The sequence below is a fragment of the Psychromonas ossibalaenae ATCC BAA-1528 genome, from assembly GCF_000381745.1.
GTDB classification, from domain to species: domain Bacteria; phylum Pseudomonadota; class Gammaproteobacteria; order Enterobacterales; family Psychromonadaceae; genus Psychromonas; species Psychromonas ossibalaenae.
Genome location: NZ_KB906988.1, coordinates 45,616 through 58,321, shown reverse-complemented (window position 1 = coordinate 58,321; position 12,706 = coordinate 45,616). Strand labels below are relative to the sequence as shown.

Below are 12,706 nucleotides of genomic sequence, written 5' to 3'. Positions count from 1 at the left end.
CTGTTTAATGCACAAACGGTGATTATTGAGTATGGAAAGTAGTTACACAGTTGGATTAGATATTGGCAGTAATAAAATCGTACTCCTGATTGGAGAGCAGTTAGCTAATAACAATATCAATATTGTCGGAGTGGGAGAAGCTAAGGCAAAAGGCGTTGATAAAGGCTCTGTTACCGATTTAGACTCTGTTGTGGTCGCCATTCATCAGGCCTTAGCACGTGCAGAAGATATGGCTGACTGTAAAGTATCATCGGTTAACCTGTCTATTTCAGGCACGCATATCGGCTCGTTGAATGAATCAGGAACCTGGGCAATTGAAGAACATGAGGTAACGTCTTACGATATTGAAAGCGTGATCCATAATGCCCGTTCAATCAAGATTCGTGACGACCAGCGTTTACTGCATGTAATACCGCAGGAATACTCTATTGATTCGCAGGGACGAATTAATAATCCTCTAGGGTTATCCGGAGTAAAATTAAAAGCGGACGTGCATTTAATCACCTGTCATAACGATCTGGTAAAAAATTTAGAAAAGGCGGTGGAACGCTGCGGATTAGCTATTGATCAGTTAACTTTTTCCGGGGTTGCTTCGAGCGCCGCCATTTTAAGTGATGATGAAAAAGATCTTGGTGTTTGTGTTGTTGATATGGGCAGCGGCACTATGGATATCTCTGTCTATATTGCCGGGGCATTACGCCACAGCACGGTTCTGGATTACGCCGGTAATTCAGTTACCAGCGATATTGCGATCGCTTTCAGCGCTCCTCCAAGTTCAGCCGAGGAAGTAAAGGTAAAATACGGCTGTTTAAAGCGCGATAATATCTCTGCTGAAGAGATGATTGAACTGCCGAGCGTTGGTGGTCGTCCGGCCCGAAGCCTGCAGCGTCAGACATTGGTTGATGTTATTGAGCCACGTTACAGCGAACTGCTGGGAATGGTTAAAAAAGAGTTATACAAGCTGGACAGCGCATTTGAAAGCGAGGGGCTGCACCAGCAGCTGGCGGCTGGTATCGTTATAACGGGCGGCGCGGCACAAATTGACGGTCTGGTTGAAGTGGCAGAGAAAGTTTTTGATAATATGCAGATACGCATAGGTAAACCACAGAATATACAAGGTTTAGCTGATGATGTTGATACGCCGGCCTATTCAACGGCACTGGGTTTATTACGCTATAAAAACCTTGAATTTAGTGACAGTCATGAAGTTGTCGAGGAAAGCCGCGTATCTGTTTTTTTAAATAAATTAAAAAGCTGGATTAAAAAAGAGTATTAGCAGTCAGTTTTTGTACAAATAACTAGCTGAAAACAGTAACTGCCTCATTGTTTGGTTTTTAATCAACAAAAGAGGTCGTATCTGTTGTATGATGGACTTATAAAGAGTGGTGCATTGTGTTTAAACTCATCATCTGGTCCTGAATTACATTAATATTAGTGTGTATGTTTTGTATGATGAAGGTGGTGACATACAATGTCTGAAGATATAAATAAAGTGGAAAAAGAGCAAATGTTTGAAATAGTTGATGAAGAGCATGAACAACAGGCAGTCATTAAAGTTGTTGGCGTTGGTGGTGGTGGCGGTAATGCAATCAACTACATGATTGAACAGGGGCTGGGCGGCGCTGAGTTTATTGCTATGAATACCGATGCGCAGGCATTACGTTCATCTAAAGCCGACGTACGCCTGCAGCTTGGAGCGAGTATCACAAATGGTCTGGGAGCCGGTGCAAATCCGGAAATCGGCTATAAGTCAGCCTTAGAAGATAAAGAGAACATTCGTGAAATCCTTACCGGGGCTGATGTTGTCTTTATTGCTGCCGGTATGGGTGGTGGAACAGGTACTGGTGCTTCTCCTGTTGTTACTGAAGTTGCCAAAGAATTAGGTGCATTAACCATTGGTGTTGTTTCAAAACCTTCTTTATTTGAAGGTAAAAAACGCATTAATTATGCCAACCAGGGTATTGCGCGTTTATCTGAACATATTGATTCACTGCTTATCATTCCTAATGATAAGCTGCAGAAATCATTACCTAAGGGTGTTTCATTCTTAGACGCACTGAGTGCGGCAAACGGCGTATTATTTGATGCAGTTTCCGGTTTCTCTGCGATCATCAATAATGAAGAAAGCACTATCAACATCGATTTCGCCGATGTAAGAACAGTGATGACCGAAGCGGGTACAACTGCGGTTATGGGAATCGGTGTTTCTGCGGGCGAAGAGCGTGCAGAAGAAGCTGTTGAACAGGCTATCTCTTGTCCGCTGCTTGAAGATGTGGACCTTTCTGATGCACGTGGTGTATTAGTACATATCGTTGCCGGTATGGACTTTGCGTGGGATGAGTACCATATTGTTGGTGATGCGCTGAAAGAGTTTGCGTCTGAAGACTCGCAGATTATCTTCGGTGTGACAGTTAACCCTGAAATTGACAATGGTGAGCTGCATGTAACGGTTATCGTAACCGGGCTTGGCGAACGTAAATCAGATTTAACTGTAGTTAAAAATCCGACAGTTAAAGTTGAAAGCCCTGCCGCAGTAAAAGAAGAAGCTGCAGTGGAATCAGCTGAGCAGACTGAAGTGCAGGACGTTGTTGAAGCAGCGCCGAAATCAGAGGGAAGCTATTTAGATATCCCTGCATTTTTACGTAAGCAGGCAGATTAGTCAGCTGCATTATAGTGAGTAGTTTGTGATGTACTTCGCAAACTGCTATACTTCGCCGAAATTAATATAGTGGTTGGGACGACGATGATTAAACAGAGAACATTAAAGAAAAGTGTAAAATCAACAGGAATTGGTTTACATTCAGGAAATAAAGTAACTATTGAGTTGCATCCTGCGCCTGCGAATACGGGAATTGTTTATCGTCGAATCGATCTTGATCCGATTGTCAGCTTCAAAGCTCATGCGCAGGCCGTGCAGGAAACATTGCTATGTACCTGTCTGGTTAATGATCAAGGCGAGAAAATCTCAACTGTTGAACACTTATCAGCAGCGCTTGCCGGTTTAGGCATTGATAATATTGTTATTGATGTTGATGCACCGGAAATACCAATTATGGACGGCAGTGCCAGTCCGTTTATTTTTCTACTGCAGTCTGCTGGCATCGAAGAGCTTAATACCCCTAAAAAGTTTATTCGTATCAAAAAAGCAATACGTGTAGAAGATGAAAAAGATGGTAAATGGGCAGAGCTGCACCCTTCAGATTCAGGCTTTAGTTTAGATTTTAAAATTGACTTTGACCATCCTGTTTTTGAAGGTCAGAACCAGCATATCGAAATGGATTTTTCCGGCGAGCTTTTTGTTAAAGAGATCAGCCGTGCAAGAACATTCGGTTTTATGAAAAGTGTTGAGTATCTGCAGTCTAATAATTTAGCGCTGGGGGCAAGTTTAGATAATGCGATTGGTTTGGACGAGTTCCGCGTTTTAAATCCTGATGGTTTACGTTATGAAGATGAATTCGTAAAACATAAAGTATTAGATGCGATTGGTGACTTGTATCTTTCTGGTTACACTATTCTTGGTCATCTGAAAGCTTATAAAACCGGGCATGCTTTAAATAACCAGTTGCTATGTGCATTACTGGCGGATCAGGAAGCTTACGAAATGGTAACCTTCGAAGAGCCGGTCAGTGAATCTCCTGTTCAATACATTGAACCGGTATTTGCAGTCTAAACAAGAATAATTTCAGTAAGAAAAAGCCCTTTAGTGATAAAGGGCTTTTTTGTGTGTTTACTTTTTGGAGAATTCAGCCAAAGAGTGTAATGCCGCTTTTAAAGCCGGATCTGCATCTTCAGCTAAAGCTAAAAATGACTGAGCAACATCATTAGGCATCTTACTGGCGCGTTTAATGACTCTATTTTTTTTCTTTTTGTGTTTATCCGGGATCTGACTAAGTCTAGGGTTTACTTTTATTTTGACTGTTAGCAGAGCTGGAACCTGCTGACGCAGCAGGCTAAGCAGCTCACTACGCATAAACTGCAGGCGCATCAGCCAGGTGGAGCTGGGAATTTCTATAAGCAAGCTCCCATTTTGTAAATTTCCTATCCTGCATCCCTGGATGTTATGTTGTTTCAAAAAACTTTGTAGTAAACTATCGAGCTTCGTGATGAGAGCTGCGTCATGCTGCAGTCCGCTTTTTTTCAATAATAAAGAAACGGGTTTTGGTTGTCGGGTTCTATTCATTATTTTCATCAACAGTGAATTCAGTATTATGAGTATAACGGTAATCTATTCAAGAGAGGAAACTGATCACAGACTTTCTCTTACAAAAAATAAATTTCTGTTTATTTCTCTTGTTTTTGCTGCATCATTAATTGCCAGTACCTGGTTCATTCAGTCTTTTTATCAAAAGCAGTTAAGCCAGTTTAAAATTACTGCTGCTGCCCAAAGAGATGTTAGCAAAGACAAATATCTGCAGCTTATTAAAGCGCAGACTAATGAAAAACTACTAGTGCTTAGTACTAAAGTCGGTGAGCTGCAGGCGCAGATCAACCGCCTTAACGCATTAGGTGTACGGGTAATCGAAAAGTCTAAACTACCAGTACAAGAATTTGATTTTGCATCGCCATTACCAGCAGGAGGAGTCGCATTACAGGATGTAGAAGCTGACTTTCAACTCAATACCCTGTTAAAAGATATAGAAAAACTTGATCTACAGCAAAATAATCAACAAAATCAGTTATTACACCTTGAAATCGCGTTGAATAACCGCCACCTCATTGATCAGCTGTATATATCCGGCCGGCCGACTCTGGGAAAAGGCTCATGGTTATCTTCTCCGTTTGGAACGCGTAAAGATCCATTTTCGGGACGCTTAACACGCCATAAAGGTGTTGATATTGCGGGTTTCACCGGCATGCCTATTATTGCAACTGCGGCTGGAGTGGTAACTGAATCAGGGAAAAAAAGCGGTTACGGGCTGATGGTGGAAGTTCAGCATGGCAATGGTTTGGTGACGCGTTATGCGCATGCTAAATCATTAGATGTCGCAGTTGGAGACGTTGTCAGTAAAGGCCAGCAAGTCGCATTAATGGGGAGTACAGGGCGCTCAACAGGGCCTCATGTGCATTATGAAGTACTAAAAAACGGTAAACAGATTAACCCGGATTATTACATTCAGCGCAAAGCTGGTTAACATAATAACAATTTATTTTTACACAATGAGAAAATCAAAATGATAACAGAGCTAATAACAAAAATAATAGGCAGTCGTAATGACCGTTATTTAAAAAAACTACGCAAAGTCGTTAATGAGATCAATAAATTAGAGCCACAGATGCAGGCTCTTTCAGATGCGGACTTAAAGGCTAAAACGGCTGAATTCAAAGAGCGTGTTGCTTCTGGTGAAAGCGTAGATGATATTCTTGTTGAAGCATTTGCAGTTGTACGCAGTGCATCTGAGCGTGTATTTGGTATGCGTCATTTTGATGTGCAGTTAATCGGCGGCATCATTTTAAATGAAAATAAAATTGCGGAGATGCGTACCGGTGAAGGTAAAACGCTAACTGCGACCCTACCTGCATATTTAAATGCATTAACTGGTAAAGGTGTGCATGTTATTACCGTCAATGATTATCTTGCACGCCGTGATGCTGAATGGAACGCTCAGCTTTTTGAATTTTTAGGTTTAACGGTTGGTATTAACGTATCCGGTATGCAGGGTGATGAAAAACGCGCTGCTTATGCCGCTGATATTACATACGGCACAAATAACGAATTTGGTTTTGATTACCTGCGTGACAATATGGCATTTGAAGCCGGTCAGCGTGTAATGCGTGATCTTCATTATGCAGTCGTCGATGAAGTTGATTCAATTTTAATCGATGAAGCAAGAACGCCGCTGATTATTTCTGGTCCAACCGATGGTGATGCTACCTTATATACGCAGTTAAACACGGTTATTCCGATGTTAACTAAGCAGGATCAGGAAGATACGGAAGAGTACACAGGCAGTGACGATTACACTGTTGATGAGAAAAGCAAACAGGTACTGTTAACTGAACGCGGCCAGGAAAAAGTTGAACGAATTCTTCAGGAGCGTGGTCTGCTTGCTGAAAGTCAGTCGTTATATTCAGCATCTAGCATCAGCTTATTACACCATGTTAATGCGGCGCTTCGTGCTCATACCTTATTTGAAAAAGATGTTGAGTACATAGTTAATGATCAAGGTGAAGTGGTTATCGTTGATGAACATACCGGTCGTACTATGCCGGGGCGACGCTGGTCAGAAGGTCTGCACCAGGCGGTTGAAGCAAAAGAAGGCGTGCAGATTCAAAATGAAAACCAGACACTGGCATCAATTACTTTCCAGAACTATTTCCGTTTATATGAAAAATTAGCGGGCATGACGGGGACGGCTGATACTGAAGCATTTGAGTTCCAGTCTATTTACGGGTTAGAAACCATTGTAATTCCAACTAATAAACCAATGGTCCGTAAAGACGGCGGTGATTTAGTTTATTTAACCGAGCAGGAAAAATATCAGGCAATTGTTGATGATATTAAAGAACGTTTACAACGTCGTCAGCCGGTGTTAGTGGGTACTGTCTCAATTGAAAACTCTGAAGTTTTATCGGCAGCACTGGATAAAGCGAAAATCAAACATAGCGTTCTGAATGCTAAATTCCATGAAAAAGAAGCAGATATTATCGCGCAGGCGGGTGCATTAGGGTCTGTTACTATTGCGACTAATATGGCCGGCCGTGGTACCGATATTGTATTAGGCGGCAACCTGCAGTCTCGTCTTGAGAAACTGGGCGAGATCACTGAAGAACAGAAACAGGCAGAAACACTTGCCTGGCAGGAAGAGCATAAAATGGTGCTTGAAGCCGGCGGTTTATATATTGTTGGTACCGAACGTCATGAATCACGTCGTATCGATAATCAGCTGCGTGGTCGTTCAGGGCGTCAGGGGGATGCTGGTGAAAGCCGCTTCTACTTATCAATGGAAGATTCACTGATGCGTATTTTTGCATCGGAAAAAGTGTCTAACATGATGAAAAAACTAGGCATGGAAAATGGTGAAGCCATTGAACATCCTTGGGTAACACGTGCCATTGAGAATGCTCAGCGCAAAGTTGAAGGACGTAACTTCGATATTCGTAAATCACTGCTTGATTTCGATGATGTCGCTAACGATCAGCGTAAAGTGGTTTACCAGCAGCGTAACGGCGTAATGGACAGTGAAGAGATTACTGAAACCATTGATCAGATCTGGGATGATGTCTTTAATGCTTGTGTTGATGAATATGTGCCGCAGCAGTCACTGACAGAGCAGTGGGATCTGGAAGGCTTAGAGCGCCGCTTAAAAGCTGACTTTTTAATTGAACAGCCTGTGTCGCAGTGGCTTGTTGATGATGCTAACCTTCAGGAAGAGACAATCCGTGAAAACATTGTCAGTCATGCTAAAGAAACGTATGCCGCTAAAAAAGAGCAGGTTGGACAGTCAATTATTTCAGGTTTTGAAAAATCAGTTATGCTGCAGACGATTGATACTTTGTGGAAAGAGCATCTAGCTGCCATGGATCATTTACGTCAGGGTATTCATCTGCGTGGTTATGCACAGAAAGATCCTAAGCAGGAATATAAGCGTGAATCTTTTGAGCTGTTTATCGAAATGCTGGAGAACTTAAAGCATGATGTGGTAACGATTCTGTCTAAAGTGCAGGTGCAGAGCAGAGAAGAAGTTGAGGCTATTGAAGAGCAGCGTCGTCAGGCTGAAATCAGAGCTAAAATTGAAATGCAGCATGCGCAGGCAAATCTAAACGGTGATGAAACTGAAGCGGAAGAGGGCCATGAAACATTTGTGCGTCACGACCGTAAAGTAGGTCGTAATGAAGCCTGTCCGTGCGGCTCAGGTAAAAAATACAAACAGTGTCATGGTAAATTAGCTTAATTGTATTTCTGTTTATTAATGATTGTTAAAGCGGCTCTTTAAAGAGCCGCTTTTTTTTAAGGAAAATTTATGGCGGTTACTGAAATCAGTATTGCAATAGTCAAAAATAAGAATTCGTACTTGATCTGTTTACGGCCGGATAATGTTCATCAGGGCGGCAAATGGGAATTCCCCGGCGGCAAAGTTGAAAACAATGAAAGCGCTGCTCAGGCTATGTGCCGAGAGTTAAAAGAGGAAGTGGGCATCACTGCTGCCGACTATCAGCTGTTTGAAGAAAAATTTTTTGACTATGGCGATAAACAGCTGCAGCTGAATTTCTTTCTGGTCAGCAGTTACAGCGGTGAAGCGCATGGTAAAGAAGGGCAGCCTGTAAAATGGGTAAGCAAAGCACAATTATGCGAATATCAATTCCCTGAAGCGAATAAAAGTGTCATTGCCAAACTATAAGGCGCTGTTGTTAATAACTTTCTCTAATTCTCATAAAGCTGGCAAAACGAGGCACATTGTTTTTGGTTTTACCGATAAATTTATAAGTTATTATCGCGCCTATTTCAGGGGGATTCTCACGTTCGATATCGGAAAAACCTGTGCCGATTTTAAATAAAATACCGGACTCTGTTTCTACTAATAAAGAGCCCATGCGTCCGCTGTTTCTTCCTTTCCCGGGTATATGCTTCCTTACCACAGCTTCAGCATCTTCATATTTTTTCAGTTTCATCAAATCTTGACTGCGCTTGACCTGATAATACGCGCTTCCTTTATGAAGCATTAATCCTTCGCCGCCGGATGCGATAACCTCTTCCAGTAAAATCTGTAATTTGGTGTTATCTGTAATTTTATGCTGCGGGATCATTTTAAGATAAGGAGAGCTGCTTTGTTTAACAAGACGACTGATCAATTTTATACGCTGGCTGAAGTTAGCTAATGAAGCGGGCAGATCAAAAATCATAAACGAGATCTGCTCCCATTCTTGTGTTTTGCCATTATGTGTTCGGGCTATGCCTGAAACTTGTGCAAATTTATCTCGTGCTATCCATAACTCACCGTCAAGCGGAACAGATGGAAAGTCCTTAATAAACCACTGCGGTGCACTAAAAACATTACCCTGCCGCGAGATAAGCTGTTTTCCATCCCAATATGCGCGGACACCGTCGAGTTTTTCACTCACCCAGTATTCGTCGATATTGATATCCTGACGGTAAATGGTAGCAAGCTGAATAGGCGGGACTGATGCCGGCGAGACTGTCGGCCAGAGAATAAATAAGCATAGAAATAAATAATAGTGCATAAAAAACCTCCCTAAACAGTAGCCTTAGTTTAGGAAGCTTTTTATTTTATTACCAATTTGTCAAAGTTAAGTATTTATTGTTGTTTGACAAAGGTATAGATGGTCAACCGTGAATAGCCGTTTTTACTCTTCAACAAAACGCATCGACAGATCTACAGCCTGCACGTGTTTTGTTAATGCGCCGACAGAGATGTAATCAACGCCGGTTTGTGCATAGGCAAGAATAGTTTCTGTGGTGACATTTCCAGAGGCTTCAATATCAGCACTGTGACCATTGGCGTTGTTGAATGCAACTGCCTCTTCCATCATCGCTATGCTGAAGTTATCCAGCATAATACGCTGAGCACCTGCATTTAGCGCCTGCTTCAATTCATCCATGCTTTCAACTTCAACTTCAATCAGACGGTCTGAATGGTGTGATTTTGCCATCTCCACCGCTTCTTTAATGCCGCCGCAGGCTAGAATATGGTTTTCTTTAATCAGGTAGGCGTCATATAAACCGATGCGGTGGTTACAGCCGCCGCCGCATAAAGTTGCGTATTTCGAGGCATTACGCAAACCAGGCAGAGTTTTACGTGTATCAAGCAGCTTACAGTTTGTTTCGGCAATGATATCCATATATTCTTTTACTTTTGTTGCGATACCGGAAAGTGTCTGAATAAAGTTTAATGCACTGCGTTCACCGGTTAATAAGATGCGGGCAGGACCTTCCAGAGTAAACAACTTACTGTTAGCTTCAACATTATCACCGTCTTTAACATGCCAGGTAATGCTGACCTGATCGCCCAGTTGTTTAAAAACTTCTTCTGTCCATGCCTGACCACAAAAAACAGCATCTTCACGAGTAATAACAATCGCTTTCGACTGTTTTCCTTGAGGGATCAAATTCGCTGTAATATCTCCTTCAGCTGGAGATAATCCGTTTAAATCTTCGTGTAATGCAGTTCTTACACTTTCTGCTATTTCTTGTGCAACCATGGTTAATTCTCATCAACATTAAAAAAAAACAAATATAACCTTAATGCATTGTTAATACCAATGTTCTAAAGTAGCAAGGCAAATAAAATAGACAGAATTTATTAATCAAACAAAATATAGGCAGTTCATGACATTAATTATTGGTTTAACAGGTGGAATCGGCTGTGGAAAATCAACCGTATCTGCTTTCTTTGCGCAGCTGAATATAACCGTTATTGATGCCGATCTCGTCGCCCGGCAGGTAGTAAGTAAAGATCAGCCGGCACTGGCACTAATCAGTAAGCATTTTGGTGAGCAGATTATTATAAATGGTGAACTGGACAGAGCCGGGCTGCGGGAAATCATTTTTCAGGATGAAAGTGAAAAGCAGTGGCTGAATAATCTTCTGCATCCATTAATCCGAGCTGAGATGCTTAAACAGTTGAACATGGCCAGCGGTGCTTATGTATTATTAGAAGCGCCGTTGCTGTTTGAAAACAAGCTGGATGTTTTAACTGATTATGATCTGGTGGTGGATGTAAATCCGACGCTGCAGATTGAGCGTGCCAGCTCAAGAGACGGCGTTTCAGTGGAAAGTATCAAGGCTATTATGGACAGTCAGATAGATCCTGAACAGCGCCTGAAGCAGGCCGATTTTGTTATTGACAATAATAACTGCTCGTTAGAGGTACTGCAGCGCTCGGTGATTGATTTAGACAAGCAGTTTCGGCTGCTAATAAAATGATATATTAGGCGCATTTGTTTGCTGTTTGCTGGTTTTGCTGTACGCTTGCTTTTTTTACTCTTTGATACGCTTATAAAAATGATCGCTTTTGAATATCCGTTAAATGAGAAAACCCGCAGTTATCTGCGCTTTGAGTTTTTATTCTCACAAATCCAGAAAAGCATTACTTTCAGTAATGAGAGTGACGCTATCGCTTATTTTAAAGGTCTGTTTGAGTTAATTGAATTAAGTGAACGTTGTGATATCCGCCATGATCTAGTTAAAGACTTGCGCTTGCTCGTCGAGCAGATGGATACCTGGCTGAACCTTGAACAGGCGGATCATGATGCAGTAGCACAATTAATAGAGGAAGTGGAAAGTTTAATTAAACTGGTGTCGGCGACACCAAAACAGTTAAAATTTTATAAATCCAGCCGTTTTTTAACTTCTCTAAGACAGCGCTTCTTTATTCCCAGCGGTAGTTGTAATTTTGATCTGCCGCAGTTTCACTTCTGGTTAGCGGGTGATCTGCAGGAGCGTCAGAAGGATGCCCTGCACTGGTTCAGTCATTTTGCAAGTTTAGAAAAAGCGTTAGCTTTGTTTTTAAAAATAAAACGCTCCCAAGGTGTAATCAGTCAACAAACTGCAAAAAACGGTTTTTATCAGGATGAAGTTGAAAACTGCTCCTTTGTTATTATTCGTGTGGCCAAAACTGAACAGGTATATCCTATGATCAGCGGTCATAAACAGCGTTTTTCTGTTCGTTTTATGAGTGCGGATAATGAAAATACCCATGCACCGACAACAGAATTTGAACAGATCTGCTGTTAATATGAATAGATATTAGTTAAATGAAGGAATCTGCAATGAAAGTGAACTGCCCGACCTGCAAAAAAGAACTCGCGTGGAGTAAGGAAAATATTTACCGCCCATTCTGCTCTAAGCGCTGCCAGCTGATTGATCTTGGTGAATGGGCCGATGAAGAGAAGCGTATTAAAGGCGAGACAGTCAGCCCGGAAAATCTTCCTCAAAACAAAACTATTTATTTTGATTAAAAGGATCTGATTAATGTCTTTAAACCTGTTTTTAGAAAAATTAACGACAGCTCCCGAGTCTATTGAATTCTCGGAGACTATGGCGGTGATTGAAGATAATTATGAGTTCAGTGAAACACCGTTCAGCAACGGTCTTCAGAAAAACAGTGCCGGGCAGAATTCGGGATCGTGTAAAATTTTCGCTTTTGCACAGCTGCATAATTTAAGCGAAGCACAGGCGCTGGCCTGTTTCGGTATTTATTATCGTAATGATGTGCTGCAGCATCCGCAGGGTGATGATCATCAGAACATCCGGCAGTTTATAATTAACGGCTGGCAGGGTATTGAATTTTCTTCAGCCCCGTTAACGGTAAAATAAAAGTAGACGGGGGAGGTAGTGCCCCCATTAACCGCGGAAAATATATTAATTTTACCCGCCGGCTAATTTCACTTTATAACCTTTTTTCTCTAAAAAAACTTTAACGATTTCCCGCTGGTCACCCTGAATTTCAATAACAAAATCTTTCACTGCACCGCCGGTTCCGGTACGTTTTTTGATCTCCTTAGCAAGAATTTTAAGTGCTTTTTCATCAAGCTGTAAGCCTTTGATTAAGGTAACACCTTTGCCTTTTCTGCCTTTGGTTTCGCGGTGAATACGGATAATACCGTCACCTTCAGGGGCACTTTTTGTCTCTTTAGGTTTGTCTATTTTCCCGCCGTCAGTGGAATAGACAAGATTAAGATCGCTGAAGTCCATATTTTTTTCCATTGTCAAAATTTACTTAAGTTTACCAGACTCTTTTTAATTGCA

Annotated in this window: 14 protein-coding genes; 10 read left to right on the top strand and 4 right to left on the bottom strand. The window is 41.7% G+C overall.

Annotation, left to right across the window (positions count from 1 at the left end; all coding sequences use genetic code 11):
* Positions 1-31: 31 nt before the first annotated feature.
* The 3 genes from ftsA to lpxC all read left to right on the top strand — a co-directional run bounded on the left by ftsA (position 32) and on the right by lpxC (position 3,670).
* The gene (ftsA, locus tag G327_RS0111995; protein ID WP_019615026.1) at positions 32-1,276 is read left to right on the top strand and encodes a cell division protein FtsA; all 1,245 of its coding nucleotides are present in this window, start codon (positions 32-34) and stop codon (positions 1,274-1,276) included.
* 195 nt (positions 1,277-1,471) lie between these two features.
* A complete protein-coding gene (ftsZ, locus tag G327_RS0111990) occupies positions 1,472-2,659 on the top strand; it encodes a cell division protein FtsZ (protein ID WP_019615025.1) in 1,188 nt (395 codons plus the stop codon).
* Between the two features lie 84 nt (positions 2,660-2,743).
* Positions 2,744-3,670, top strand: a complete 927-nt coding sequence (gene lpxC, locus G327_RS0111985; RefSeq protein ID WP_019615024.1) for a UDP-3-O-acyl-N-acetylglucosamine deacetylase — start codon at positions 2,744-2,746, stop codon at positions 3,668-3,670.
* Positions 3,671-3,727: 57 nt separating this feature from the next.
* On the opposite strand, the gene G327_RS0111980 is transcribed toward lpxC, so the two are convergent.
* Entirely contained in the window at positions 3,728-4,180 is a 453-nt protein-coding gene (locus G327_RS0111980; protein ID WP_033298241.1) for a DciA family protein, read from the bottom strand.
* Between the two features lie 28 nt (positions 4,181-4,208).
* Between G327_RS0111980 and G327_RS0111975 the strand changes: the two genes are divergently transcribed.
* The 3 genes from G327_RS0111975 (at position 4,209) to mutT (ending at position 8,339) form a co-directional block, all read left to right on the top strand.
* On the top strand, positions 4,209-5,132 hold the full coding sequence (locus G327_RS0111975) for a M23 family metallopeptidase (RefSeq protein ID WP_026339338.1): 924 nt from the start codon (positions 4,209-4,211) through the stop codon (positions 5,130-5,132).
* A 39-nt stretch (positions 5,133-5,171) separates the two neighbouring features.
* Complete coding sequence (secA, locus tag G327_RS0111970) at positions 5,172-7,892, top strand: preprotein translocase subunit SecA (protein ID WP_019615021.1); 2,721 nt, start codon at positions 5,172-5,174, stop codon at positions 7,890-7,892.
* 69 nt (positions 7,893-7,961) lie between these two features.
* Positions 7,962-8,339 carry an 8-oxo-dGTP diphosphatase MutT gene (gene mutT / locus G327_RS0111965; RefSeq protein WP_019615020.1) on the top strand — a complete coding sequence of 126 codons (378 nt, stop codon included), beginning with the start codon at positions 7,962-7,964 and terminating at the stop codon, positions 8,337-8,339.
* 10 nt (positions 8,340-8,349) lie between these two features.
* On the opposite strand, the gene G327_RS0111960 is transcribed toward mutT, so the two are convergent.
* Positions 8,350-9,180, bottom strand: coding sequence for a DNA ligase (locus G327_RS0111960; RefSeq protein ID WP_019615019.1), 831 nt, complete (start codon positions 9,178-9,180; stop codon positions 8,350-8,352).
* Between the two features lie 123 nt (positions 9,181-9,303).
* A complete protein-coding gene (nadC, locus tag G327_RS0111955) occupies positions 9,304-10,158 on the bottom strand; it encodes a carboxylating nicotinate-nucleotide diphosphorylase (protein ID WP_019615018.1) in 855 nt (284 codons plus the stop codon).
* 127 nt (positions 10,159-10,285) lie between these two features.
* On the opposite strand from nadC, the gene coaE reads away from it, so the two are divergent.
* Genes coaE through G327_RS0111935 form a run of 4 tightly spaced genes read left to right on the top strand, consistent with a single transcriptional unit; the run spans position 10,286 to position 12,274 of the window.
* Complete coding sequence (gene coaE / locus G327_RS0111950; protein WP_019615017.1) at positions 10,286-10,882, top strand: dephospho-CoA kinase; 597 nt, start codon at positions 10,286-10,288, stop codon at positions 10,880-10,882.
* Between the two features lie 18 nt (positions 10,883-10,900).
* Entirely contained in the window at positions 10,901-11,692 is a 792-nt protein-coding gene (gene zapD, locus G327_RS24550; protein ID WP_019615016.1) for a cell division protein ZapD, read from the top strand.
* 35 nt (positions 11,693-11,727) lie between these two features.
* Positions 11,728-11,916 carry a DNA gyrase inhibitor YacG gene (gene yacG / locus G327_RS0111940; RefSeq protein WP_019615015.1) on the top strand — a complete coding sequence of 63 codons (189 nt, stop codon included), beginning with the start codon at positions 11,728-11,730 and terminating at the stop codon, positions 11,914-11,916.
* Between the two features lie 13 nt (positions 11,917-11,929).
* Positions 11,930-12,274: a HopJ type III effector protein gene (locus tag G327_RS0111935; RefSeq protein ID WP_019615014.1), complete on the top strand. Its 345-nt coding sequence runs from the start codon at positions 11,930-11,932 to the stop codon at positions 12,272-12,274.
* Positions 12,275-12,325: 51 nt separating this feature from the next.
* On the opposite strand, the gene yciH is transcribed toward G327_RS0111935, so the two are convergent.
* The gene (gene yciH / locus G327_RS0111930; RefSeq protein WP_019615013.1) at positions 12,326-12,652 is read right to left on the bottom strand and encodes a stress response translation initiation inhibitor YciH; all 327 of its coding nucleotides are present in this window, start codon (positions 12,650-12,652) and stop codon (positions 12,326-12,328) included.
* Positions 12,653-12,706: the final 54 nt, after the last annotated feature.

Excerpts from the sequence above, each read along its gene's own strand:
- ftsA (WP_019615026.1), top strand. The coding sequence starts at position 32 with ATGGAAAGTAGTTACACAGTTGGATTAGATATTGGCAGTAATAAAATC.
- ftsZ (WP_019615025.1), top strand. The coding sequence starts at position 1,472 with ATGTCTGAAGATATAAATAAAGTGGAAAAAGAGCAAATGTTTGAAATA.
- lpxC (WP_019615024.1), top strand. The coding sequence starts at position 2,744 with ATGATTAAACAGAGAACATTAAAGAAAAGTGTAAAATCAACAGGAATT.
- G327_RS0111980 (WP_033298241.1), bottom strand. The coding sequence starts at position 4,180 with ATGAATAGAACCCGACAACCAAAACCCGTTTCTTTATTATTGAAAAAA.
- G327_RS0111975 (WP_026339338.1), top strand. The coding sequence starts at position 4,209 with ATGAGTATAACGGTAATCTATTCAAGAGAGGAAACTGATCACAGACTT.
- secA (WP_019615021.1), top strand. The coding sequence starts at position 5,172 with ATGATAACAGAGCTAATAACAAAAATAATAGGCAGTCGTAATGACCGT.
- mutT (WP_019615020.1), top strand. The coding sequence starts at position 7,962 with ATGGCGGTTACTGAAATCAGTATTGCAATAGTCAAAAATAAGAATTCG.
- G327_RS0111960 (WP_019615019.1), bottom strand. The coding sequence starts at position 9,180 with ATGCACTATTATTTATTTCTATGCTTATTTATTCTCTGGCCGACAGTC.
- nadC (WP_019615018.1), bottom strand. The coding sequence starts at position 10,158 with ATGGTTGCACAAGAAATAGCAGAAAGTGTAAGAACTGCATTACACGAA.
- coaE (WP_019615017.1), top strand. The coding sequence starts at position 10,286 with ATGACATTAATTATTGGTTTAACAGGTGGAATCGGCTGTGGAAAATCA.
- yacG (WP_019615015.1), top strand. The coding sequence starts at position 11,728 with ATGAAAGTGAACTGCCCGACCTGCAAAAAAGAACTCGCGTGGAGTAAG.
- G327_RS0111935 (WP_019615014.1), top strand. The coding sequence starts at position 11,930 with ATGTCTTTAAACCTGTTTTTAGAAAAATTAACGACAGCTCCCGAGTCT.
- yciH (WP_019615013.1), bottom strand. The coding sequence starts at position 12,652 with ATGGACTTCAGCGATCTTAATCTTGTCTATTCCACTGACGGCGGGAAA.